This is a genomic window from Pseudomonas sp. NMI760_13, from assembly GCF_021283245.1.
Taxonomy (GTDB): domain Bacteria; phylum Pseudomonadota; class Gammaproteobacteria; order Pseudomonadales; family Pseudomonadaceae; genus Aquipseudomonas; species Aquipseudomonas peradeniyensis.
Genome location: NZ_JAJSRC010000011.1, coordinates 35,794 through 60,037, shown reverse-complemented (window position 1 = coordinate 60,037; position 24,244 = coordinate 35,794). Strand labels below are relative to the sequence as shown.

Here is a 24,244-nt window from a genome sequence, read left to right as displayed (position 1 = left end):
TGCGAATTAGGCTAGAATGCACGGCCTCTAAGCACACCCCTTCCTGAGGCTGTCCCGACGATGTTGATCCTGCGCGGCGCTCCTGCCCTTTCTGCCTTTCGCCACGGTAAATTACTCGAGCAACTGAGCCAGAAAGTCCCCGCTGTTACTGGTTTGTATGCCGAATTCGCCCACTTCGCCGACGTCGACGGCGAGCTGACCGCCGACCAGCAGCAGGTGCTGGGCCGTCTGCTCAAGTACGGCCCGAGCGTGCCGGTGCAGGAGCCAGCCGGCCGCCTGTTCCTGGTCGTGCCGCGCCTGGGCACCATCTCGCCCTGGGCATCCAAGGCCAGCGACATCGCCCACAACTGCGGCCTGCAGTCGATCCAGCGCCTGGAGCGCGGCATCGCCTACTACGTCGCCGGTAGCATCTCCGACGCCGACGCCCAGGTGCTTGCCGCCGAGCTGCACGACCGCATGACCCAGCGCGTGCTGGCCAGGCTGGAAGACGCAGGCGACCTGTTCAGTTATGCCCAGCCCAAGCCGATGACCTCGGTGGACATCCTCGCCGGTGGCCGCGCCGCCCTGGCGCAGGCCAACATCGACCTGGGCCTGGCCCTGGCCGAAGACGAGATCGACTACCTGGTCAATGCTTTCCAGGGGCTCAAGCGCAACCCGAACGACATCGAACTGATGATGTTCGCCCAGGCCAACTCCGAGCACTGCCGCCACAAGATCTTCAACGCCAGCTGGGACATCGACGGCCAGGCGCAGGAGAAGAGCCTGTTCGGCATGATCAAGAACACCTACCAGATGCACAGCGAAGGCGTGCTGTCTGCGTACAAGGACAACGCCTCGGTGATCGTCGGCAGCGTCGCCGGCCGCTTTTTCCCGAACCCTGAGACCCGCCAGTACGGCGCGGTGCAGGAACCGGTGCATATCCTGATGAAGGTCGAGACGCACAACCACCCGACCGCCATCGCCCCGTTCTCCGGCGCCTCCACCGGCTCCGGCGGCGAAATCCGCGACGAAGGCGCCACCGGCCGTGGCGCCAAGCCCAAGGCTGGCCTGACTGGCTTCACCGTGTCCAACCTGCGTATCCCGGGCTTCGAGCAGCCATGGGAGAAGCCTTACGGCAAGCCTGAGCGTATCGTCGACGCCCTCGACATCATGATCGAAGGCCCACTGGGCGGCGCCGCGTTCAACAACGAATTCGGCCGCCCGGCGCTGACCGGCTACTTCCGCACCTTCGAGCAGGGCATCAACACCCCGCACGGTGAAGAAGTCCGTGGCTACCACAAGCCGATCATGCTCGCCGGCGGCATGGGCAACATCCGTGAAGACCACGTGCAGAAGGGCGAGATCACCGTCGGCGCCAAGCTGATCGTGCTCGGCGGCCCGGCCATGCTGATCGGCCTGGGTGGCGGCGCCGCTTCGTCGGTGGCCACCGGTGCCAGCTCCGCCGACCTGGACTTCGCTTCGGTGCAGCGCGAAAACCCGGAAATGGAGCGCCGTTGCCAGGAGGTCATCGACCGCTGCTGGCAGCTGGGCGACAAGAACCCGATTGCCTTCATCCACGACGTCGGCGCCGGTGGTATTTCCAACGCCTTCCCGGAACTGGTCAACGACGGTGGCCGCGGTGGCCGTTTCGAACTGCGCAACGTGCCCAACGACGAGCCGGGCATGGCCCCGCACGAAATCTGGTCCAACGAATCGCAGGAGCGCTACGTGCTGGCGGTCAGCGCCGAAGATTTCGAGCGCTTCCAGGCTATCTGCGAGCGCGAGCGCTGCCCGTTCGCCGTGGTCGGTGAGGCCACCGAAGAACCGCACCTGACCGTTACCGACAGCCACTTCGCCAACACGCCGGTGGACATGCCGCTGGACGTGCTGCTGGGCAAGCCGCCGCGCATGCACCGCTCGGTCACCCGCGAAGCGGAGCTGGGCGATGAGTTCGACCCGAGCACCCTGGACCTGAATGACTCGGTCGAGCGCGTCCTGCGCCACCCGGCCGTGGCCAGCAAGAGCTTCCTGATCACCATCGGCGACCGTACCATCACCGGCCTCGTGGCCCGCGACCAGATGGTCGGCCCGTGGCAGGTACCGGTGGCCGACTGCGCCGTCACCGCCACCAGCTTCGACGTCTACACCGGTGAAGCCATGGCCATGGGTGAGCGTACGCCGCTGGCCCTGCTCGACGCCCCTGCCTCTGGCCGTATGGCGATCGGCGAGACCCTGACCAACCTGGCCGCCTCGCGCATCGAGAAGCTGTCCGACATCAAGCTGTCGGCCAACTGGATGTCCGCCGCCGGTCACCCGGGTGAAGACGCCCGCCTGTACGACACCGTCAAGGCCGTCGGCATGGAGCTGTGCCCGGAGCTGGGCATCACCATCCCGGTCGGCAAAGACTCGATGTCGATGAAGACCCAGTGGAGCGAAGCGGGCGAGCAGAAGAGCGTCACCTCGCCAATGTCGCTGATCATCACCGGCTTCGCCCCGGTCACCGACATCCGCAAGACCCTGACCCCGCAGCTGCGCATGGACAAGGGCGAAACCGACCTGATCCTGATCGACCTGGGCCGTGGCAAGAACCGCATGGGCGCCTCGATCCTGGCGCAGACCCACGGCAAGCTGGCCGCCCAGGCGCCGGACGTCGATGACGCCGAAGACCTCAAGGCGTTCTTCGCCGTGATCCAGGGGCTGAACGAAGACGGCCACCTGCTGGCCTACCACGACCGTTCCGACGGTGGCCTGCTGACCACCGTGCTGGAAATGGCCTTCGCCGGCCACTGTGGCCTGGAGCTGGAACTGGGCAACCTGACTAGCAAGCGCGAGAAAGTCGCGGCCATCCTCTTCAACGAAGAGCTGGGCGCGGTGATCCAGGTCCGTCAGGACGCCACGCCGGATGTGCTGGCGCAGTTCAGCGCCGCTGGCCTGGGCGAGGATTGCGTCGCCGTGATCGGCCAGCCGATCAACAACGGTGAAGTCCTGATCAACTTCGAAGGCGAAGAACTGTTCAACGGCGACCGTCGCCTGCTGCAGCGCCAGTGGGCCGAGACCAGCTACCAGGTCCAGCGCCTGCGCGACAACGCCGACTGCGCCGACCAGGAATTCAACGCCCTGCTCGAAGAAGACAACCCGGGCCTGTCGGTCAAGCTGGGCTACGACGTCAACCAAGACATCGCCGCGCCGTACATCAAGAAGGGTGTGCGCCCGCAAGTGGCGATCCTGCGTGAGCAGGGCGTCAATGGCCAGGTCGAGATGGCTGCGGCCTTCGACCGCGCAGGCTTTGCTGCCATCGACGTGCACATGAGCGACATCCTCGCCGGCCGTGTCGACTTTGAAGCGTTCAAGGGCCTGGTGGCCTGCGGCGGCTTCTCCTACGGCGACGTGCTGGGTGCCGGTGAAGGCTGGGCCAAGTCGGCGCTGTTCAACGCCCGTGCCCGCGATGCCTTCCAGGCCTTCTTCGAGCGTACCGACAGCTTCGCCCTGGGCGTGTGCAACGGTTGCCAGATGATGTCCAACCTGCACGAGCTGATCCCGGGCACCGAGTACTGGCCGCACTTCGTGCGCAACCGCTCGGAGCAGTTCGAGGCCCGCGTGGCCATGGTCGAGGTGCAGAAATCCAACTCGATCTTCCTCCAGGGCATGGCCGGTTCGCGCATGCCGATCGCCATCGCCCACGGCGAAGGCCATGCCGAGTTCGCCAGCGAGGAAGCACTGCTGGAAGCCGACCTGTCCGGTTGCGTGGCCCTGCGCTACGTCGACAACCACGGCAAGGTCACCGAAGCCTACCCGGCCAACCCGAACGGCTCGCCGCGTGGCATCACCGGCCTGACCAGCCGCGACGGCCGCGTGACCATCATGATGCCGCACCCGGAGCGTATGTTCCGCGCGGTGCAGAACTCCTGGCGCCCGGATGAGTGGCAGGAAGACGCGGCGCTGATGCGCATGTTCCGCAATGCGCGGGTGTGGGTGAACTGAGGGTGTACAAGCTCGCCTTCTTCGTCCCCGACAGCCATGTCGAGGTGGTCAAGGCCGCCGTGTTCGCCGCCGGTGGCGGACGCATCGGCGACTACGACCACTGCGCCTGGCAGACCCTCGGCCAGGGCCAGTTCCGCCCGTTGGACGGCAGCCAGCCGTACCTCGGGCAGACCGGCCAGGTCGAGGTGGTCGAGGAGTGGAGGGTGGAGCTGGTGGTGGCTGATGCGCTGATCGGCCAGGTGGTTGCTGCGCTCAAGCAAAGCCACCCGTATGAAACGCCGGCTTATGAGGTCTGGCCGCTGGCCGATTTCTAAGGCTAGTGCCATCGCTGTAGGAGCGGCCTTGTGCCGCGAAAGGGCTGCGCAGCAGCCCCGGCAATCTTGACGAAAACGCCGGAATTCTGGGGCCGCTTTGCGGCCCTTTCGCGGCACAAGGCCGCTCCTACATGTCTTGCAGCGCCTGGCTCAATCCAGGCGCTCGCGCTCCCACCAACAGATGCCACACCCCACCCGCCTGCGGACTCACCCCCAGGCACCCCAGCGCGATCAAGCGTTCCTGCTCTACCTTGCCCTCATCCCTGACCCTTACCCGCAGCCGGCTCGAGGCCACGCACTGCGCCTCCAGCACATTCTCGCGCCCGCCCAGGGCCTGCAGCCATTCATCCGCAACGACCGTCTCGGTGACCACGGCGGCCTTCTCGGCAACCGGTGCCGCCACCCGCGCATGGGGCAGTTCTGCGCGAATCTCGTCGGCCAGCGCATCGGCCATCGGCCCCACCACCACCTGCAGGCTGCCACCGGTACCGGGACGCACCACCGCGAGGGCGCCGAGGGCTTTCAGGTCCTGGTCGCGGGCCAGGTTGCGGTCGGCCAGTACCAGGCGCAGGCGCGTGGTGCAGGCATCGACGCCCTGCAGGTTGGCCGCGCCGCCGAGGGCGTCGATGTAGCGTCGGGCCCGTGGCGCATCGCTGCCCTCGGCCTGGCTGGCCGCCTGTTCTTCGCGGCCGGGTGTCTTCAGGTCGAAACGGCGGATGCAGTAGTCGAACACGAAGTAGTAGACCAACCCATAGAGCACGCCCACCGGGAACACCAGCCAGCCGTTGCTCGAGCGTCCCCAGCCCAGGGCCATGTCGATGCCGCCGCCGGAGAAGGTGAAGCCCAGGCGGATCCCCAACAGGTCGCAGATGGCCATGGACAACCCGGTCAGCAGTGCATGGATCATGTACAGCAGCGGCGCCAGGAACATGAAGGCGAATTCGATCGGCTCGGTCACTCCGGTCAGCGCCGAGGTCAGTGCCATCGACAGCAGCACCCCGCCGATCAGCTTGCGCCGCTGTGGCAGGGCGTGGCGGTACATGGCCAGGCAGGCGGCGGGCAGGCCGAAGATCATCACCGGGAACATGCCGGTCATGAACTGCCCGGCGTCAGGGTCGCCGGCGAAGAAGCGCGCCAGATCGCCGGTGACCACCTGGCCGCTGGCCGCCTGGAAGCTGCCGAAGACGAACCACACCAGGTTGTTGAGGATATGGTGCAGGCCGGTGATGATCAGCAGCCGGTTGAGCACGCCGAAGAAAAACGCGCCGATGCTGCCGCTCTCCAGCATCAGCTGGCCGAGTTCGTTGATGCCGTGCTGGATCGGCGGCCAGATCAGGCCGAACAGCAGCCCGAGAAACACCGCCGATACCCCGGTGGCGATCGGCACGAAGCGCCGGCCGCCGAAGAACGCCAGGTAGTCCGGCAGCTGGATGTCCTTGAAGCGGTTGTACAAGCCGCCGCCGAGCAGGCCGCAGATGATGCCGGCGAGCATGCCCATGTCGATCTTCGGATCGATCACCTTCAGCGTCGCCACCAGCACCAGGTAGCCGATGGCGCCGGCCAGGCCCGCGGTGCCGTTGTTGTCGCGGGCGAAGCCGACGGCGATGCCGATGGCAAAGATCAGCGCCAGGTTGGCGAAGATCGCTTGCCCGGCGTCATGCACCAGGGCGATGTCGAGCAGGTCAGTGTCGCCCAGGCGCAGCAACAGGCCGGCGATGGGCAGGATGGCGATGGGCAGCATCAAGGCGCGGCCGAGCCGCTGCAGGCCCTGGATGAAGTGCTGGTACATGGTGCGCTCCGATTATTGTTGTAGGGCCACGGGGGCCGCTGGTTGGGCGTTGGGTTGCGCGGCGAAGTCACGGCAGGCCTGGCGTACCGCACCGGCGCTGGCCAGGCCCAGCAGGCCCTGGCTGAAGCGGCGGCAGGCACTGGCATCGAGCTGGCGGACCAGAGCCTTGATCTCGCCGATCTGCGGCGCGCTGACCGACAGCTCGGCCACGCCCAGGCCGACCAGCACGGGCGTGGCCAGCGGATCGGAGGCCAGCGCGCCGCACACGCCGACCCAGCGCCCGTGTTTCGCCGCACCCTGGCAGGTCAGCCCGATCAGGCGCAGCAGTGCCGGGTGCAGGGCATCGACCCGCGCGGCCAGCCCGGCATGGTCACGGTCCATGGCCAGGGTGTACTGGGACAGGTCGTTGGTACCGATGGAAAAGAAGTCTGCGTGCTCGGCCAGACGCTCGGCGAGCAGCGCCGCGGCCGGCACCTCGATCATCACCCCCAGTTCGGCGCGAGTCGTCACGCCCAGCTCGGCGGCCAGCCGGTCGAGGCGCTGGCGGATGGCGATCAGCTCGTCGACCTCGGTGACCATCGGCAGCATGATTCGGCAGCGCCGCTGCGGGCTGACCTGGAGCAGGGCGCGCAGTTGCTGGTCGAGCAGCTCCGGGCGCACCTGGCCCAGGCGGATGCCGCGCAGGCCCAGTACCGGGTTGGCCTCGGCCGGCAAGGGCAGGTAGTCGAGCTGCTTGTCGCCGCCGACGTCGATGGTGCGGATGATCACCGGGCGCTCGGCCATGGCGTCGAGCACCGCCTGGTAGGCGTTGCGCTGCTCGGCCTCGTCCGGTGCGGTGGGGCGGTCGATGAACAGGAACTCGCTGCGCAGCAGGCCGATGCCGTCGGCGCCCTGGGCCAGGGCCTGGGCGGCCTCTTCGGCGCTGGCGACGTTGGCCGCGACCTCGATCAGCTGGCCATCGCGGGTACGCGCGCCTTGCTGCGCGGCAGCCTGCTGGCGCTGGCGGATTTCGCGGCGTTGCTGCAGGTGGCAGTGGACCTCGGCCAGGCGTTGTGGGGCGGCCTGGGTTTCCAGGCGACCCTGGTCGGCGTCCAGCACCAGCGGCGTGCCGGCGGGCAGGTCGAGCAGCGCTTCGCCCACGGCCACCAGGCATGGCAGGCCGCGGGCGCGGGCGAGGATGGCGACGTGCGAGGTGGCGCCACCGGCGGCCATGCAAAGCCCGGCGACATCATGGCGGGCGAGCAGCAGCAGGTCGGAGGGGGTCAGTTCGTGGGCGACGACGATGGCCGCCGGCGGCAGGCGCAGTTGCCGGGTTTCGCCGAGCAGGGCGCGCAGCACCCGCTGCTGCAGGTCGTACAGGTCGTTGGCGCGCTCGGCCAGCAACGGGTTGCCGAGGCTGCGCAGGACCTGGCACTGGGTCTCGATGGCGCGGCTCCAGGCATGGCTGGCGGCGACGCCGCCGGCGATATGCTGGCGGGCGTCACCGAGCAGGGCCGGGTCGTCGAGCAGGGCCAGGTGGGCCTCGAGTATCGCCGCCGCGTCCTCCTGGCCGCGAGGCAGGTGCCGCCAGTCGCGGTCGATGGCGTGGCGGACTTCGGCCAGGGCAGTGTTCAACGCCTGGTGCTGCTCGGCGGGATCGTTGTCGCCGCTGTCCGCCGGCAGGCTGATGCCGTCCAGGCGCGCCAGTGGCCCGAGGGCGAGGCCTGGGGCGGCGCAGACGCCGTTGAGCACGCCGGGCTCGGCATTGGGTGTGGGCGTGGCGACGCTGGTGGGCACGTGGGTGGCATGGCGCTCACCGACCGAGGCGGTCTGCACGGCGACGATCAACGCCTGCAGCGCGGCCTGGCTGTCCGGCCCAGTGCAGATAAGCTCGACCTCTGCGCCCTCGCCAACGCCCAGGCCCATGACTGCCACCAGGCTGGTGAGGTCGGCCTCGCGCTCGGCGAAACGCAGCACCGCATGGCTCTGGAAGCCTTGCGCGGTCTGGCGCAGCAGGGCGGCGGGGCGGGCGTGCAGGCCACCGTGATGAGCAACCCGGGCATGACCACTTGCACGCTCATGGCTGACCGGTCGTATATCAGCTTCGCTGTCCGTGGCCTCGACCTCCAGCAGCGCCGCGCCAAGGCGCGCAGTGCCTGTCTCCAGCCGCATCAGGCCAAAGCCCGGGCCATTGCTGACCAGCATCACGGTGACCAGGCTGACGCAGTGCTGGGCCACCAGGTCCATGTCGAAGCGCACCAGCGGTTGTCCCAGGGTCACCTGGTCGCCCAGCGCCACCAGCGGCGAGAAGCCGCGCCCCTGCAACTGCACGGTGTCGACACCGATATGCAAAAGGACTTCCGCACCATTGGCCGCGCGCAGGGTCAGCGCATGGCCGGTGCGCGCCAGTTGCACCACTTCGCCGGCGCAGGGCGCGTGCAGCACGTCGTTCAACGGGTCGATGGCGACGCCGTCGCCCAAAGTGCCGCTGCTGAACACCGGATCCGGTACCTGGTCCAGCGGTACCTGCGGTCCGGCGAGCGGGGCATGGAGGATAATCTTGTTATTGTCGGGCATGCGCTGTTCCTCGCGGCTTCACTGCGTGCAGGTCACTTTGCTCAGGTGACGCGGTTGGTCGGGGTCGAGGCCGCGGGCCTCGGCCAGGGCCGCGGCCATGATGTAGAAGCTCTGGATCGCCAGCAGCGGGTCCAGGGCCGGGTGTTCGGCGCAGCTCAGGGTGAGGTCGCGCCCGGCGATATCGGCCGGCGCCGCCAGCAGCACGCGGGCGCCGCGCTGGCGCATGTCGGCGGCCAGTTGCAGCAGCCCGGCCTGCTCGACGCCACGGGGGGCGAACACCAGCAGCGGGTACTGGGCATCGATCAGGGCCATCGGGCCATGGCGCACTTCGGCGCTGCTGAAGGCCTCGGCCTGGATCACCGAGGTTTCCTTGAGTTTGAGCGCGGCTTCCTGGGCGATGGCAAAGCCCGCGCCACGGCCGATCACCATCAGGCGCTCGCTGTCACGCAGGGTGTCGATGACCGGGCTCCAGTCCTGCGCCGCGGCCTCGCGCAGCTGCGCGGGCAGGGCCAGGCCGGCTTCCAGCAGGGCGCGGTCCTGGCCCCAGTGGGCGACCAGGCGGGCGCTGGCAGCCAGGGTGGCGACGAAGCTTTTGGTCGCCGCCACCGACAGCTCAGGGCCTGCGCACAGCGGCAAGTGGTGCTGGCAGGCCTGCTCCAGGGGCGAGCCTTCGGCGTTGACCAGCGAGACCGTGGTCGCCCCGCACTGGCCCAGGCGCCGCAGGCTGTCGACCAGGTCCGGGCTCTGGCCCGACTGCGAGAAGCCCAGCGCCACCTGGCCACGCACCCGCAGCGGCGCCTGCTGCAGGGTCACCACCGACATCGGCAGCGAAGCCACCGGCAGACCCAGCTGCTGCATGGCGATGTAGGCGAAGTAGCTGGCGGCGTGGTCCGAGCTGCCCCGGGCCACGGTCAGCGCCACTTGCGGATCGAGCCGGCGCAGCTGTTCGGCCAGGGTTTGCAGGCGTGGGTCCAGCGTCTGCGTCTGACGTTCGACGACCTCGGCGCAGGCGCGGGCTTCTTCGAGCATCCTTGAACTCATGCGGTTTCTCCTTCGATCATCACGGCGGTCAGGTTCAGTTGGCGGTCCAGCAGCACCGCATCGGCCCAGGCGCCCGCTTGCAGGCGGCCACGGTCGGCGATGCCGAGATAATCGGCGGGATGGAGTGACAGGCGCTCGGACGCTTCGGCCAGCGGCAGGCCGATCTTCACCAGATTGCGTAGCGCTTGGTCCATGGTCAGGGTACTGCCGGCCAGGGTGCCGTCGGGCAGGCGCACGCCGCCCAGGCACTTGGTCACGGTGTGGCTGCCCAGGCGGTATTCGCCATCGGGCATGCCGGCGGCGGCGGTGGAGTCGGTCACGCAGTACAGGCAGGGGATCGAGCGCAGGGCCACGCGCATGGCGCCGGGGTGCACGTGCAGCAGGTCGGGAATCAGTTCGGCGTAGCGGGCGTGGGCCAGGGCCGCGCCGACGATGCCCGGCTCGCGGTGGTGCAGCGGGCTCATGGCGTTGTACAGGTGGGTGAAGCTGGTGGCGCCGGCCTCCAGGGCCGCCACGCCTTCTTCGTAGCTGCCCAGGGTGTGGCCGATCTGCAGGCGGATGCCGCGCTGGCTCAGGGCCTGGATCAGCGGCAGGTGACCAGCGACTTCCGGGGCGATGGTGATGACCCTGATCGGCGCCAGGGCCAGGTATTGCTCGACCTCGTCGAGCAGCGCCTGGTGGGCGAAGTTCGGCTGCGCGCCGAGCTTGCCGGGGTTGATGTACGGGCCTTCCAGGTGCACGCCGAGGATGCGCGCGCCCTGGCGCGGTTGCCTGAGGTGTTCGCCCAGTTCGGCGAGCACGCGGGTCAGCTCCTCGCGGGGCGCGGTCATGGTGGTGGCCAGCAGCGAGGTGGTGCCGAAGCGCCGATGGGTGCGGGCGATGGTGGCGAAGGCGTCGCCGCCCTGCATGATGTCGCTGCCGCCACCGCCGTGCACGTGCAGGTCGATGAACCCGGGCAGCAGGTACGGCAGGTCGTTGGCCTGCGGGTCGCACGGCGTGCCGTCGATGGCCCGGATGCGGCCGTTTTCCAGGTGCAGTTGTCCGCGCACCCAGCCGTCGGGGGTGAGGATATTGGCGATGTCCATGGGGGCTCCGGTCAGCGTCGCAGTTCGGCGACGAAGTCGTAGTAGTCGTTGCGGCAGTAGGTGTCGGTCAGCTCGATGGCGGTGTTGTCGTCGAGGTAGCCGATGCGGGTCATCAGCAGCATGGCGGTGCCGGGGGCGATGCCCACCTGGGCGGCCAGCTCTTCGCTGGCGTTGATTGCGCGGATGTGTTGCAGGGCGCGGACCACCGGACGGCCGAGCCGGTCGAGGTGCTGGTAGAGCGAGTCGCCGATGGCCTGCGGGTCGCCGAGCAGGCGGGCGGGCAGGGTGCTGACCTCCACCGCCATGACGATATCGTCGGCCTTGCGCAGGCGCTTGAGGTGGACCACCTGGTCGGTGGGCGACAGGCCGAGGCGGATCAGTTCGTCGTTGCTCGGGGTGCCGATGCTGCGCTCAAGCCACTGGGAGCTGGGCACGAAGCCTTTCATGCGCAGCATTTCGCTGAAGCTCGACAGGCGTGACAGGGGTTGTTCGAGGCGTGGGGTGATGAAGGTGCCGGAGCCCTGGATGCGATGGATCAGGCCTTGTTCGAGCAGGACCTCGAGGGCCTTGCGCGCGGTGACCCGGGAGATGTCCAGGGTTTCGCTGAGGGTGCGCTCCGAGGGCAGCGCCTGGTCGGCGGTCCATTGGCCGGCGTGGATGGCCTGCTCAAGGTTGCGCGCCAGCTGCAGGTAGAGCGGGGTGGCGCTGGTGTCGTCGGGGCGCAGGGCCGATAGAGGACGCATGGGCGGTGTCCGATATTGTTGTTGGGTGGAAAATTAATACCACTTTAATACCAGGTCAATACCACTGGTCAGGTTATCTGTCGTAATCCCTGGGGGCGCTTTGCGCCCCTTTCGCGGCACAAGGCCGCTCCTACAGGGATGCGCGTACTCCTGTGTAGGAGCGGCCTTGTGCCGCGAAAGGGCTGTGAAACAGCCCCAGCGATCTCAAGAACTGTCAGATATTTCCGAATCTGAAACCAAATGCTTCAGCCAACAAAGCTTGGGAACTATCCTACGCGCTTGCCGGAAGCCGCCGCGTTGTCGGGGAAATACCCCAGGGATAACTTCATCGGGTCGCCAGATTTGGTGACCAGGGTGTGAGAATCCTGGAGTACAAGTTTTTCGGCAGTCCCTTCATGGCAGCCGTGCACGGGCAGACTTCGGTCTGACCGGGTTTCTTGTGCCCCGGATTCTCACCCCGTTCACGGCTGCCACCCTTTGTCTTGTGAGAATTGCCATGGGATGGCGCTTCCTTGGAACGCACAAGAGTTGGACCTATGAAAAAAATCGTCCCCGATCCACCCCGTCTCGCACCCTTCATCAGTATCCGTTCCACGCTCACCCGCGAGGAGGCGATGGCCGCTGCTGTCGAGGTAGCCACCGCCATCTCCGATGTGCTCGATATCTACTTCCAGACCGAACCCGGTGAAGTTCAGGACCGCCTGTTCACCGCCAGCGACTACCTAGGCCAACTGGCCTGCGCCCTGCTCGAACACAAACCGGAGGCCCGACCATGACTCGTGGCCATACCGCAGGCCGTACGGTCTGCCTGGACCTGTTCAAGGTCGAGCCGGGTGTTTCCTTCGAGGACGCCTTCAGCGAGTTGTCGGTGCTGCTCGGCTGCATCCGCCACCTGACCTGCGAGGCGGAAATGGAGGGTGACCTGTTGGCCGGCAGCTCGGCGCGGATCCTCAGTGCCATGGCCAAGGCGTTGATCGATGACATGGAGGTGGGGTTGAACCGTTCCGGTTGAGCCGATGGCCCTATCGCGGGGCAAGCCCGCTCCCACGCAGAGTGTGCAAATGTGCGATTGGCGTGGGAGCGGGCTTGCCCCGCGATAGGGCCGGTACAGTGTTAGACCGCCCGGCGCACCAACCCACACGCCAGCAACCCCACCTCGAACAGCACCCACATCGGCACTGCCAGCATGGTCTGGGAAAACACATCCGGCGGCGTCAGGATCATCCCCACCACGAAACACCCGACGATCACATAGGGCCGGCTGCGCCGCAGCGTGGCCACGTCGGTCAACCCTGCCCAGACCACGATGAAGGTCGCCACCGGGATCTCGAAGGCCAGGCCGAACGCCAGGAACAGCGCCATGATGAAGTCCAGGTACAAGCCGATGTCGGTCATCATCGCTACCCCGTCGGGGGTCACGCTGGCGAAGAAGCCGAACATCATCGGGAACACCAGGAAGAACGCGAACGCCATGCCGCCATAGAACAGCACGATGCTCGACACCAGCAGCGGCAGGGCGATGCGTCGCTCGCGGCGGTACAGCCCCGGGGCGATGAAACCCCAGGCCTGATGCAGCAACAGCGGCATGGCGACGAACAGCGCGCACATCGCCGTCAGCTTGAACGGCGTGAGGAACGGCGAGGTGACGCTGGTGGCGATCATGCTGGCGCCTTCGGGCAGGTAGCGGCGCAGCGGTTCGGAGATCTGCGTGTACAGCGTCTGGGCGAAGGGGAACAAGCCGCAGAACACCAGCGCGACCACCAGCAGGCAACGCACCAGGCGCTTGCGCAGGTCGCGCAGGTGGTCGGTCAGCGGCATGCGCGCCGCCTGTTCGAGGGCGAGGGACATCAGGCGCTCTCCTTGGCGTGGGCGACCGGAGTCGCATCATTGGCCGGCGTCGCGTCGAGCTGGATACCCTGGCGGATCTCTTGTTCCAGGCGCTGCAACGGCACGGCATCCAGGGCGGGTATGTCGATCTCCCGCTCCACCTGCGCCTTCAGCGCATTCAACGCCCGCCGCGCCTGGCCCAGCCCACGGCCGAGGGTACGCGCCGCCACCGGCAGGCGCTCGGGGCCGAGCACCAGCAGGGCGACGATGCCGACCAGCAGCAGTTCGGTGAAGCCTATCTCGAACATCAGGCCTGGCGATCCGTCTGCGCCTGCTGTACCGGCTGATTGTTCAGCACCTGGGGTTGCTGCTCGACGCCATTGTCGGCAGTACCGCCCATGGACTTGCGAAAGCCCTGGATCGCTTCACCGACATCGCTGCCGAGCCCCTTGAGACGCTTGGTGCCGAACAGCAGGAAGACGATCAACAGCACGATCACCAATTGCCAGATTCCGATGCCACCCATGTAAGACCACTCCTGTCAGGTCAAAGAAAAAGGAAGGCCAATCCTGCCCTGCGCAGATGACGGGCACATGACTGCCATCTGACTGCAACAACGGGCGTGTTGACTGGCGCTTTTCAGCGGCCACAGGAAGACAGGGATGGGGCGCAGGCGACAACAGGGCGCGGCACTGCTGATGGTGTTGGTGGTACTGGCGATGCTCGCGGCGGGGCTGGCCTGGCTGGTGGAGGATGGCCGGCGCCAGGTGGATGAGGTGCGCCTGCTGCACCAGCGGGTGCAGGTACGGGCCATGGAGCAGGCTGGGCTGGCCTATGCCTCCCAGGCCCTGCGCGATCCGGCCTGGCGGGCCAGCCCGCTGTTCTGGCAGGCCCTGCGCGGGCAGCCGCTGGCCTACGACTTCGGCGCCGGCAAGGCGCAACTGCGGGTGATCGACCAGCACGGTTGCTTCAACGTCAATGCCCTGTTGGGTGAGGACGGCCCACGGGCCGAACGCCAGTTGCGCCACCTGCTGGGTGACGACATGGCCGCCGAGCGGTTGGTCGATGCCCTGGCCGACTGGTTGGACGCCGACAGCGATGCCCGCTTGCAAGGGGCCGAGAGTGCCCAGTATCTGCGCCAGCAGCCACCCCGGTTGGCGGCCAACCAGCCGATGCTCGACACCAGTGAACTCAACCTGCTGCTGGAGCCCGACAGTGGCCGGCAAGGCCGCTACCGAATGCTCTGCGCACTGCCATCGACCGGCGGCTGGCGACTCAATGCCAACGCCCTGGGGCTGGAGCACCTGCCGTTGCTGGAGGCCTTGTACGAGGGGCAGTTTTCCCGTTCGATGCTCAGCCGCATCATCAGCGGCCGCCCGGCGGCGGGGTACGTGGATGCCGCGGCATTGCGCCAGGCGCTGGGGGCGGTGGATGACGAGACCTTCGCCCGGTTAAGCGAAGGGTTGTTGCTCAACAGCGGCCATTTCGTGCTGCAGTTGTCGTTCGAGGAAGAAGGGCGCACGCTGCGCAGCCAGTTCCAGATCGAGGCGCTGGGCGTGGTGCAATGGCACGCGCGGGTGCCGGCGCAGCAGGTGCGGGTCAGGGGGCGGGAGGCGGTGGCCTGGTAGCAGACAATCACAGGCTATAAGCAACCTCTGTAGGAGATTACGCAGCCCTTCCTGGCTGCGCTGTCGCGCAGGGAACAGGGTTCCAGCGTGGGAGCGGGCTTGCCCCGCGATCACAGGCGAAGCCGGTGCCAAACGCCGCATCGCGGGGCAAGCCCGCTCCCACGCTGCTCCAGTCAAATCAAAGAATTATGTTTTGTGCCATGAGAGCGGCCTTGTGCCGCGAATGGGGCGCGCAGCGGCCCCAGGGTTCGGTGTTGACGCTGCATTCGTCGGGGCTGCTGCGCAGCCCATTCGCGGCACAAGGCCGCTCCTACAAGGAGTATGCAAGTCCTTGTGGGAGCGGCGTGAGGCTAAAGCTGATCGATCAGGCCGTACCGATCTCCCCGCCATCGTTACGCTGGATCACCACCGTCGAAGCCCGTGGCCGCACCGAGGTGCCGGTCGGCGTGACATCGGTGGCCTTGTCGGTGGTCGGCCAGTTGTCCGGGTGCTGGATGTTGACGAACATCGTCTTGTTGTCCGGGGTGAAGGCGATGCCCGTCACCTCGCAACCGTTCGGCCCGACGAAGAAGCGGCGCAGGGCCGCCTGGTTGGTGGCGTTGACCGGGATCTGCTTGCCGTTGGCGTCCACAAGGTCGGTGGGGATCACCGCCAGCAGCTGGTCGTTGGTGTAGCTGGTCAGGGTAGCCTCGCCGTTGTCGGTCTCGAACCACAGCACGCCGCGGCTATCGAAGCTCATGCCGTCGGGGCTGGCGAACTGGTTCAGTTCGGTCAGGCCCGAGCGGTTGATGTCCGGGGCGCCGGCGGCGTTGGCGCCGAACACGAAGATGTCCCAGGTGAAGGTCTTGTGGTCGTCGCTGTCGTGCCAACGGATGATGTGGCCATGGCGGTTCGGGCCGCGCGGGTTGGCCGCGTCGACCTTGGCGGCGGTGCGCGCGCTGTTGTTGGTCAGGGTCAGGTAGACGTCGCCGTTGAGCGGGTTGACGGCGGTCCACTCCGGGCGGTCCATGGGCGTGGCGCCCACGGCGTCGGCGGCGCCACGGGTGTTGAGGATGATGCCTGGCAAATCGGTGAACAGCGCGCCGAGGGTGCTGCCGCCGGTGGTCGGGGTGGCGACGTCGAGCAGCAGCCAGGCGCCGGTGCCGTTGGCGTCGAAGCGGGCCACGTAGAGCTTGCCCTTGTCCAGGTACTTGGCGCCGGTGGCCAGGCGGTCGGCCGGGTTGGCGTCAGCCGGGTCCCATAGCGCGTCGGAGACGAACTTGTACAGGTACTCGTTGTTGGAATCGTCGCCGGTGTACCAGACCAGCGGCTTGCCGGCCACCGGCAGGCCCGGGCAGCAGCCTTCGTGGCGGAAACGGCCCAGAGCGGTGCGTTTCACTGCCAGGGTGTTGCTGGTGTACGGGTCGATCTCGACGATGTAGCCGTAGGTGCTGGCTTCGTTGCGGAAGTCGTCGGTGGCGCTGGCGCCGGTGGGGGTGATGTCGAAGCGGGCGAACTCGCCGGCCACTTCGCTGGCGTCACCGGCCGCGGTTTCCCATTTGTACTGGCCGCTGCTGGTGGCGACGCCGATACGCACCTGGTTGGCCGGGCGCGTGCCCTTGTTGACGAAGATGCCGGGCCAGTTCTCTTCGCAGGTCAGGTAGGTGCCCCACGGGGTGTAGCCGTTGCCGCAGTTGTTGTTGGTGCCGCGGCACTGGGTGCCGGTGGGCGAGAACTTGGTCTTGACGTGGTCGGTGCCGCGCAGGGGGCCGGCAATGTCCATCAGCGAGACGGTGGTGAAGCGGCGGTTGAGCGGGTCGTTGTCGACCACCTGCCAGCGCCCGGCGACCTTGCTGATACGCACCACGCCCGCGCCATGGGCGTTGATCTCCTTGCGCACCTCCTCGACCGGGCGCTTGCCGGCGACGGTGGTAGGGCCGGCCGGGTGCAGGGCGGCGGTGTCGATGTACTCGAAGTTGATCGCCAGCAGGCCATCGCTGGAGCTGCCGTTGATGGGGAAGAAGTGCATGCCGTCATGGTGCATGCCCATGGCGTTGGCCTGGTCGGTGGAGGTGTTGCTGCCGTCGGCCTTCCATGGGTTGGCGGTGGCGTTCAGCGGCGTGCCCCAGGGCGCCAGCACATAGGCGCTGTAGCCGGCGGCGACCACGCAGGCATCGGTGCGCGAGCCTGGGATTGAATTGAAGCCCAGCTTGAGTTTCGGTTTCTCCGGCTGGGGCGCCGGATCGTCGTTGTCGGAACCGCCGCCGCCGTCGAAGCAACCGGTCAGGCCGGTGCCGGCGATCATGGCGATGGCGGCGCCGAGGCTGCCGCGCACCACGGCGCGACGGCTCAGGTAGGTGTCCATGACACTGGCCATCGGCAGGTTGCCGCTCAGGTTCCGGTCCAGGTTATCGCCGGTATCTCGACTCATCAGGGTGTCCTTTTATTAGCTGAGTTGAAGGAAACCGCGACTGTAGACGGCAAGTATGTCGATTGATTGGCAGAAATGTTAAAGGGCGTTTAAAACGCGCTGCTATTACTAAAGGCCTAATCAAGTCTGTTTTGGAATTAGCAGCGGATTTCTGCCATCAAACTGTCACGCCAACGCCGCAATATCCGGAGCCCAACGTGAACAGGGATGGCGGAGTCGATGGCAAGCAGTGTGGGCAGGCGCGAGGTGATCGGGTGGATGGGCGTCGGTGCGCTGGCGCCGTTGCTCGGCGCCTGTTCCGCGCTACCGGGGCCGCGTGGCGGCAGCGACCGGGCGCTGGACCTGCTGTATGTGGCCGACACCCTCGATGCCCGCCAGCCGGGCCAGGCCGTGGTGCCGGCCACCCGCCTGGGGCCGGTGAGCCACCTGGGCCGCGCGCCGTGGATGAGTGGGCCCAATGCCAGTGCCGGGCAGCCGGAACTGGCGCCGTTGCTCGACGCCGGCCTCAGCGGGCAAGCCCGTACCGGTGGTTACGCGGTACTCGCGGCGTTGCTCGAGCAATTGCGCGTCGAAGCCGGCAGCGAGCAGTGCCTGACCCTGGAGAACGGCCAGTGCTGGAACGGCAGCGGCCTGGCCTACCTCACCCAGGGCGAGAGCGGCGTGCAGGGCAGCCAGTTGCTCGGCAGCGAGGTGCGGGTCAGCAGCGACGAGCGGGTGCTGTGGCCGCAGCGCAGCGCCGGGCTCTATCGCCAGTCTTCCTCTATTACCCTCGGCGCCGGCCTTGCCGACACCCAGGCCAAGGCGCTGGGCGTCGAAGGCGTCAAGGTGTTCCAGCGCGGCGGCGTGCGCATTGCGGTGGTGGGTGTCACCGACCCTTACGCCCAGGACCAGAAAGCCTCGCTGAAACAGTGGTACCAGTCGCTGCAACCAAGCTTCCAGCAGGCCCGGCGCGAGGCCGACCTGGTGGTGGCGCTGGCGGATGTCGGTACCGGCCCCGGACTGTGGCTGGCCGAGCGGGTGCCGGAAGTGGATGTGCTGCTGTGCGCCCGCGGCCAGGACCTGTGGCCCGCGCCGGTACTGGCGAGCCAGGCCAGTGGCCGGCGGGTGCCGGTGCTGTTCGCCGGCTGCCGGGCCAGCGGCGCGTTTCGCCTGCGGTGCCGCCAGGCCGGTGGCCAGTGGCAGTTCGAGGCGCGGTTCTTCCCGGCCTTCGAGCACAGCCTCGGGCCGCAAGCCCAGGCCCGCGCCAGCCAGCTGCGCGGCGAGCTGCAACGCCAGCGCAGCGGCCATGCCGCCTGGCTCGACCAGCCCCTGGCCCGTGCCCCCGAGGCGCTGTGGCGCCGCGATACCCGTGGCGGCAGCTGGGACCGATTGCTGCACCAGGCCCTGGCCGACGATTCGAGCATGCCGGTGCTGCTGCCCGGCCTGCGTTACGACTACCCGCTGCAAGCGGGCGAGCCGATTACCCGCGAACACCTGATCAGCCTCACCGGCGGCTACCCCGCGCCGGTAGTCGAAGCCCCGGCGCGTCAGGTCGAACAGGTGCTGGAGAACGCCGCCGAGCAACTGTTCGGCGACCCGCTGCTGCTGGACAACAGCCAGGACCTGCCGCGTTGGCAAAGCCAGGGCTGGCAGGTGAGCTACAGCCCCAACGGCAAGCGCATCATCGGCCTGCAACCGGTCGAGGGCCTGTGCCGCACCTTCGGCCTGCACTTCGACGCCCAGGCCGGTGTACCGCTGTGGCAGACCCTGGAAGCCTGGCTGACCCGGCAGACGCCGGGCTGGGCGCTGGCAACACTGCAATTGCCGGCGGTGCGCTACGTCCAGGGCCATCCGGGCTGGCACCCGCACCAGGTGGCGGCGTGACTTCGCGCCTGGCCACCTTCGCCTTGCTGAGCCTGGCCGGCTGGCTGGCGGCGCAATGCGTGCTGCTGCTCAGCCGCCAGCCGCTGCCGGCCAGCGCACCGGTTCAGGCGGATGTCGCGCTGCCGGGCCTGCTGGTGGAGCACTGGCAAGCCCCCGTCGATGACGGAAGTATTCCCATCACCCGCCTGCCCCTGGCTTACCTGGGCGGGCTCAAGGCCCAGCCGCTATCGGCCAGCGTGGTGGTGCTGCGCCACGGCCAGCAGGTGCGCACCCTCGGCCGTGGCCAGCGCCTGGCGCCGGGCATCGTGCTGCAGGACATCGACGTCGATGGCCTGATCTTCGACAACAACGGCCGGCGCGAGCGCCTGCCCTGGCCGCCACGCCCCGCCGTGACCGGCTTCAAGCGCCAAGGATGAATGATGATCGCAAGGTACTGTCTGGCCGGGCTGCTGATGCTCGGCATGTCCCTGGCCCGGGCCGAAGAGCCGGAAGTGTTCGCCGACGACGGCACGCCGCTGTACGAGGTCAATTTCGTCGACACCGAGCTCGGTGAGTTCATCAACAGTGTGTCACGCATCACCGGCACCACCTTCATCGTCGACCCGCGGGTGCAGGGCAAGGTCACCGTGCGCACGGTCGATCGGCATGACGCCGACGCCATCTACGATATCTTCCTGGCCCAGCTGCGGGCCCAGGGCTTCGCCGCCGTGGACCTGCCCAATGGCAGCGTGAAAATCGTCCCCGACCAGGCCGCGCGCCTGGAGCCGGTGCCGGTGGAGAGCGCCGGCAAGAAGTCCGAGGGCAGCGATGGCGTCGCCACCCGCGTGTTCAACGTACGCAACGCCGCCAGTGAGCAGATGCTCGGCATCCTCAAGCCGCTGATCGACCCACGGGTCGGCGTGATCACGCCGTACCCGGCCGCCAACCTGCTGGTGGTCACCGACTGGCGCAGCAACCTGGAGCGCATCGACAGCCTGCTGCGCCAGCTCGACCAGGTCAGCGACGAGCCGTTGCAGGTCATCCCGCTCAAGCACGCCAGCGCCGCCGACACCGCGGGCCTGGTGACCCGCCTGCTGGCCCGCGAGCAGGGCGGCGATGCCGCCCAGGTGGTCGCCGATCCGCGCAGCAACGCCTTGCTGGTACGCGGCAGCGCCGACAGCCGCGAGCGGGTGCGGGCCTTGCTGGCCCAGCTCGACCGGCCCGGCGACAACCTGCGCAGCAGCAATACCCAGGTCATGTACCTGCGCCATGCCAACGCCGCCGAGGTGGTCAAGGTGTTGCGCGGCCTGAGCCAGGCCGGCGCGGTACCGGCCGCCGAAGGCGAGGGCAAGGACGCGGCGCCGGTGCCGGCGGCCAGCGATTCGGGGATCCGCCTGGAATACGAGGAGGGCACCAACGCCGTGGTCATGGTCGGCCCGGACAGCGAGCTGGCCGCCTTCCGCAGCATCGTCGAGCAGCTGGACATCCGCCGGGCGCAGGTGGTGGTCGAGGCGATCATCGCCGAGGTGTCCGACAGCAGCGCCCAGGAGCTGGGCGTGCAGTGGTTGTTCGCCGACGAGAAGTTCGGCGCCGGCATCGTCAACTTCGGCGGCAACGGGGTGAACATCGCCAGCATCGCCGGGGCTGCCAGCAGCGGCGACAACGAAAAACTCGGCAAGCTGCTGTCGGCCACCACCGGCGCCACCGCCGGCATCGGCCATATCGGCGGCGGCTTCAACTTCGCCATGCTGGTCAACGCGCTCAAGGGCAAGAGCGGCTTCAACCTGCTGTCCACGCCGACCCTGCTGACCCTGGACAACGCCGAGGCGTCGATCCTGGTCGGCCAGGAAGTGCCGTTCGTCACCGGTTCCGTCACCCAGAACAACGCCAACCCCTACCAGACCATCGAGCGCAAGGAGGTGGGGGTGAAGCTGCGCATCAAGCCGCAGGTCAATGTCGACAACAGCGTGCGCCTGGACATCGTCCAGGAGGTGTCGTCGATCGCCGACTCCAGCGCCGCCAGCGACGTGATCACCAACAAGCGCGAGATCAAGACCAAGGTGATGGTCGAGGACAACGGCCTGGTGATCCTCGGGGGGTTGATCAGCGACGAGCTCTCCACCAGCAACCAGCGCGTGCCGCTGCTCGGCGACATTCCCTACCTGGGCCGGCTGTTCCGCTCCGACGCCAGCAAGAACACCAAGCAGAACCTGATGGTGTTCATCCGCCCGCGCATCCTGCGCGACGGCGAGAGCCTGGCCGGGCTGAGCCAGCAGAAGTACCAGAGCCTGCAACAGAACACCCCGCTCAAGCTGCCGGCTCTGGCCGAAGGCCTGCCGCTGCTGCAGGTGTTTCCCTCCAGCCGGGCACGCCTCGAAGGCGGTGACTGGTGATGCTGCCCTATCGCCTGGCGCGCCAGAGCGGCGTGGCCATGGCGCCGACCGAAGGCGGCTGGCAGCTGTGGCTGCGCAGCGACGCCGACAGCGACCAGTTGCAGGAGCTGCTGCGCGTGCATGGCCAGCCGGTGGGCGTCGAGCACCTCGACAGCGCGAACTTCGACGAGCGGCTCGGCCAGCTCTACCAGGCCGGCGAGGCGGCGAACGAGGCCTTGATCGAAGGCATCGGCGAGCAGGTCGACCTGGACAGCCTGATGAGCGAGATGCCGCGCATCGAGGACCTGTTGGAAAGCGATGACGAAGCCCCGGTGATCCGCCTGATCAACGGCCTGTTCGGCCAGGCCCTGCGCCTGCGCGCCTCGGACATCCATATCGAGACCTTCGAGCAGAGCCTGGTGGTGCGCCTGCGCGTCGACGGCCACCTGCGCGAAGTGCTGCGCCCGCCCCGGGCGCTGTCGGCGATGCTGGTGTCGCGGATCAAGGTCATGGCCCGGCTGGACATCGCCGAGAAGCGCCAGCCCCAGGACGGCCGCATCACCCTGCGCGCGGCCGGGCGCGAGGTGGATGTGCGGGTCTCGACCCTGCCCGGGATCCATGGCGAGCGGGTGGTGATGCGCGTGCTCGACAAGCAGGCCAGCCTGCTGGCGCTGGACAACCTGGGCATGCCCGCCGCCGTGCTGCGCGGCTTGCGCTCATGCCTGGCGCGGTCCAACGGCATCGTGCTGTCCACCGGCCCGACCGGCTCGGGCAAGACCACCACGCTGTACGCCAGCCTCAACAGTCTGAACGACGGCAGCCGCAACATCCTCACCGTCGAGGATCCGGTCGAGTACGCCATCGCCGGCATCGGCCAGACCGCCATCAACCCCCGCGCCGGGCTGACCTTCGCCAGCGGCCTGCGCGCAATCCTGCGCCAGGACCCGGACGTGATCATGCTCGGCGAAATCCGCGACCAGGAAACCGCGCAGATTGCCGTGCAGGCCAGCCTCACCGGTCACCTGGTGCTGTCCACCCTGCACACCAACAGCGCCGTGGGCGCGGTGACCCGCCTGCGCGACATGGGCATCGAACCCTTCCTGATCGCCTCGTGCCTGCGCGGCGTACTGGCCCAGCGCCTGGTGCGGCGGCTGTGTGCCTGCGCGGTGGCCCAGCCGCTGCAAGGCGCCGAGCGCGAACTGTGGCCGGAGCTGGGCAGCCTGCGCGAGAGCTATCACCCGGTCGGCTGCGAGCACTGCCAGGGCAGCGGCTATGTCGGCCGGCTGGGGCTGTACGAGTTCATCGAACTGGATGCCGGGCTGGTCGCCTTGCTCTATGACGGCGAGAGTGAACTGGCCATGCAGGCCTACCTGGATGGCCGCCGGCAGAGCCTGGTGGCTGAGGCCCGCGACTGCCTGGCCCGTGGCGAGACCAGCTTGGCCGAAGTGCTGCGCGTGGTGCAGGGCTGAGCATGCCGACCTATCGCTACCAGGCCGTGGATCTTGCCGGCAAGGCGCACAAGGCCAGCGTGCAGGCCGATAGCGAGCGGCATGCGCGCCAGTTGCTGCGTGAGCAGGGCCTGTTCGCCCGGCAGCTGCAGCGCCACGACAGCGCACAACCCCGCCGCCAGCGCCTGACCCGCGCCCAGCTGTGCGAGCTGACCCGGCAGCTGGCGACCTTGGTCGGTGCCGGCATTCCACTGGTCGATGCCCTGGCCACCCTGGAGCGGCAGCTGCGCCAGCCGGCCCTGCATGCGGTGCTGGTGACCCTGCGTGGTTCCCTCGCCGAAGGCCTGGGACTGGCCCGCAGTCTGGCTCGCCAGGGCGCGCCGTTCACCGGGCTTTACTGCGCGCTGGTCGAGGCCGGCGAGCGCTCCGGGCGCCTGGGCCAGGTGCTGGCGCGCCTGGCCGATCACCTGGAGCAGGTCCAGCGCCAGCGTCACAAGGCCCGCACTGCGCTGATCTACCCGGCGGTGCTGATGGGCGTGTCGCTGGCGGTGGTGGTCGGCCTGATGACCTTCGTGGTGCCCAAGCTCACCGAGCAGTTCGCCCATTCCGGGCAGAGCCTGCCGTTGATTACCTCGCTGCTGATCGGCATCAGCCAGGGGCTGGTCCATGCCGGGCCGTACCTGCTGGCGCTGGCGATCGGCCTGACCGTGGCTGGCGGCTGGCTGCTGCGCAAGCCGCACTGGCGCCTGCGTCGCGACGACCTGCTGCTGCGCCTGCCGCGTGTCGGCGCGCTGCTGCAGGTGCTGGAAAGCGCGCGCCTGGCGCGCAGCCTGGCGATTCTCTCCGGCAGTGGCGTGGCCCTGCTCGAAGCCCTGCAGGTGGCCACCGAGACGGTCGGCAACCTGCGTATTCGTGCCGCCATGGAGCAGGTCCGCCAGCAGGTGCAGGGTGGTACCAGCCTGCACCGCGCGCTGGACGGCGCCGGCCAGTTTCCGCCGCTGCTGGTGAACATGGTTGGCAGCGGCGAGGCCAGCGGCACCCTGGCCGACATGCTCGAGCGGGTGGCCGATGACCAGGAACGTGGCTTCGCCCGCCAGGTAGACACCGCCATGGCGCTGTTCGAACCTCTGATGATTCTGGTGATGGGCGCGGTGGTGCTGTTCATCGTGCTGGCGGTGCTGCTGCCGATCATGCAGCTCAACCAGGGATTGCAACTGTGACAAGGAGAC

General features: G+C 68.0%; 19 protein-coding genes. 10 read left to right on the top strand and 9 right to left on the bottom strand.

Going from position 1 to position 24,244, the window contains the following annotated elements; genetic code table 11:
- Positions 1 to 60: 60 nt before the first annotated feature.
- Positions 61 to 3,960 (top strand): phosphoribosylformylglycinamidine synthase, encoded by a 3,900-nt coding sequence (gene purL / locus LU671_RS13830; RefSeq protein WP_232855947.1) that lies wholly within the window; start codon positions 61 to 63, stop codon positions 3,958 to 3,960.
- Positions 3,961 to 3,962: 2 nt separating this feature from the next.
- Entirely contained in the window at positions 3,963 to 4,274 is a 312-nt protein-coding gene (locus LU671_RS13825) for an NGG1p interacting factor NIF3 (protein ID WP_232855946.1), read from the top strand.
- Positions 4,275 to 4,401: 127 nt separating this feature from the next.
- Here LU671_RS13825 and nagE read toward each other — a convergent pair whose 3' ends face one another.
- Genes nagE through LU671_RS13800 form a run of 5 tightly spaced genes read right to left on the bottom strand, consistent with a single transcriptional unit; the run spans position 4,402 to position 11,488 of the window.
- Positions 4,402 to 6,063 carry an N-acetylglucosamine-specific PTS transporter subunit IIBC gene (gene nagE, locus LU671_RS13820; protein ID WP_232855945.1) on the bottom strand — a complete coding sequence of 554 codons (1,662 nt, stop codon included), beginning with the start codon at positions 6,061 to 6,063 and terminating at the stop codon, positions 4,402 to 4,404.
- Positions 6,064 to 6,075: 12 nt separating this feature from the next.
- On the bottom strand, positions 6,076 to 8,619 hold the full coding sequence (gene ptsP, locus LU671_RS13815) for a phosphoenolpyruvate--protein phosphotransferase (protein ID WP_232855944.1): 2,544 nt from the start codon (positions 8,617 to 8,619) through the stop codon (positions 6,076 to 6,078).
- Between the two features lie 18 nt (positions 8,620 to 8,637).
- Positions 8,638 to 9,660, bottom strand: coding sequence for an SIS domain-containing protein (locus LU671_RS13810; RefSeq protein WP_232855943.1), 1,023 nt, complete (start codon positions 9,658 to 9,660; stop codon positions 8,638 to 8,640).
- Positions 9,657 to 10,745 carry an N-acetylglucosamine-6-phosphate deacetylase gene (gene nagA, locus LU671_RS13805; RefSeq protein WP_232855942.1) on the bottom strand — a complete coding sequence of 363 codons (1,089 nt, stop codon included), beginning with the start codon at positions 10,743 to 10,745 and terminating at the stop codon, positions 9,657 to 9,659. Before nagA ends, LU671_RS13810 begins: the two co-directional genes overlap by 4 nt.
- 11 nt (positions 10,746 to 10,756) lie before the next feature.
- On the bottom strand, positions 10,757 to 11,488 hold the full coding sequence (locus LU671_RS13800) for a GntR family transcriptional regulator (protein WP_232855941.1): 732 nt from the start codon (positions 11,486 to 11,488) through the stop codon (positions 10,757 to 10,759).
- Positions 11,489 to 12,024: 536 nt separating this feature from the next.
- Here LU671_RS13800 and LU671_RS13795 point away from each other — a divergent pair.
- Both LU671_RS13795 and LU671_RS13790 read left to right on the top strand, forming a co-directional pair.
- Positions 12,025 to 12,264 carry a hypothetical protein gene (locus LU671_RS13795; RefSeq protein WP_232855940.1) on the top strand — a complete coding sequence of 80 codons (240 nt, stop codon included), beginning with the start codon at positions 12,025 to 12,027 and terminating at the stop codon, positions 12,262 to 12,264.
- The gene (locus LU671_RS13790) at positions 12,261 to 12,500 is read left to right on the top strand and encodes a DUF3077 domain-containing protein (RefSeq protein WP_050704173.1); all 240 of its coding nucleotides are present in this window, start codon (positions 12,261 to 12,263) and stop codon (positions 12,498 to 12,500) included. Before LU671_RS13795 ends, LU671_RS13790 begins: the two co-directional genes overlap by 4 nt.
- Before the next feature lie 101 nt (positions 12,501 to 12,601).
- On the opposite strand, the gene tatC is transcribed toward LU671_RS13790, so the two are convergent.
- Genes tatC through tatA form a run of 3 tightly spaced genes read right to left on the bottom strand, consistent with a single transcriptional unit; the run spans position 12,602 to position 13,841 of the window.
- A complete protein-coding gene (tatC, locus tag LU671_RS13785; RefSeq protein ID WP_232855939.1) occupies positions 12,602 to 13,336 on the bottom strand; it encodes a twin-arginine translocase subunit TatC in 735 nt (244 codons plus the stop codon).
- Positions 13,336 to 13,623, bottom strand: a complete 288-nt coding sequence (tatB, locus tag LU671_RS13780; RefSeq protein ID WP_232855938.1) for a Sec-independent protein translocase protein TatB — start codon at positions 13,621 to 13,623, stop codon at positions 13,336 to 13,338. The genes tatC and tatB overlap by 1 nt, the downstream gene beginning before the upstream one ends.
- Positions 13,623 to 13,841, bottom strand: a complete 219-nt coding sequence (gene tatA / locus LU671_RS13775) for a twin-arginine translocase TatA/TatE family subunit (RefSeq protein ID WP_062574996.1) — start codon at positions 13,839 to 13,841, stop codon at positions 13,623 to 13,625. The genes tatB and tatA overlap by 1 nt, the downstream gene beginning before the upstream one ends.
- A 136-nt stretch (positions 13,842 to 13,977) precedes the next feature.
- Here tatA and gspK point away from each other — a divergent pair, with 136 nt between their 5' ends.
- Entirely contained in the window at positions 13,978 to 14,943 is a 966-nt protein-coding gene (gspK, locus tag LU671_RS13770) for a type II secretion system minor pseudopilin GspK (RefSeq protein WP_232855937.1), read from the top strand.
- A 364-nt stretch (positions 14,944 to 15,307) separates the two neighbouring features.
- Here gspK and LU671_RS13765 read toward each other — a convergent pair whose 3' ends face one another.
- Entirely contained in the window at positions 15,308 to 17,353 is a 2,046-nt protein-coding gene (locus tag LU671_RS13765; RefSeq protein ID WP_203650988.1) for a PhoX family protein, read from the bottom strand.
- 219 nt (positions 17,354 to 17,572) lie between these two features.
- Between LU671_RS13765 and LU671_RS13760 the strand changes: the two genes are divergently transcribed.
- The 5 genes from LU671_RS13760 to gspF are packed head-to-tail and all read left to right on the top strand — an operon-like array spanning position 17,573 to position 24,235.
- Positions 17,573 to 19,216: a lipoprotein UxpA gene (locus LU671_RS13760; protein ID WP_232855936.1), complete on the top strand. Its 1,644-nt coding sequence runs from the start codon at positions 17,573 to 17,575 to the stop codon at positions 19,214 to 19,216.
- Complete coding sequence (locus LU671_RS13755) at positions 19,213 to 19,632, top strand: pilus assembly protein PilZ (RefSeq protein WP_203650992.1); 420 nt, start codon at positions 19,213 to 19,215, stop codon at positions 19,630 to 19,632. The genes LU671_RS13760 and LU671_RS13755 overlap by 4 nt, the downstream gene beginning before the upstream one ends.
- A 3-nt stretch (positions 19,633 to 19,635) precedes the next feature.
- Positions 19,636 to 21,588: a type II secretion system secretin GspD gene (gspD, locus tag LU671_RS13750; protein WP_203650996.1), complete on the top strand. Its 1,953-nt coding sequence runs from the start codon at positions 19,636 to 19,638 to the stop codon at positions 21,586 to 21,588.
- Positions 21,588 to 23,036, top strand: a complete 1,449-nt coding sequence (locus tag LU671_RS13745; protein ID WP_232855995.1) for a GspE/PulE family protein — start codon at positions 21,588 to 21,590, stop codon at positions 23,034 to 23,036. The genes gspD and LU671_RS13745 overlap by 1 nt, the downstream gene beginning before the upstream one ends.
- 2 nt (positions 23,037 to 23,038) lie before the next feature.
- The gene (gene gspF, locus LU671_RS13740) at positions 23,039 to 24,235 is read left to right on the top strand and encodes a type II secretion system inner membrane protein GspF (RefSeq protein WP_232855935.1); all 1,197 of its coding nucleotides are present in this window, start codon (positions 23,039 to 23,041) and stop codon (positions 24,233 to 24,235) included.
- Positions 24,236 to 24,244: the final 9 nt, after the last annotated feature.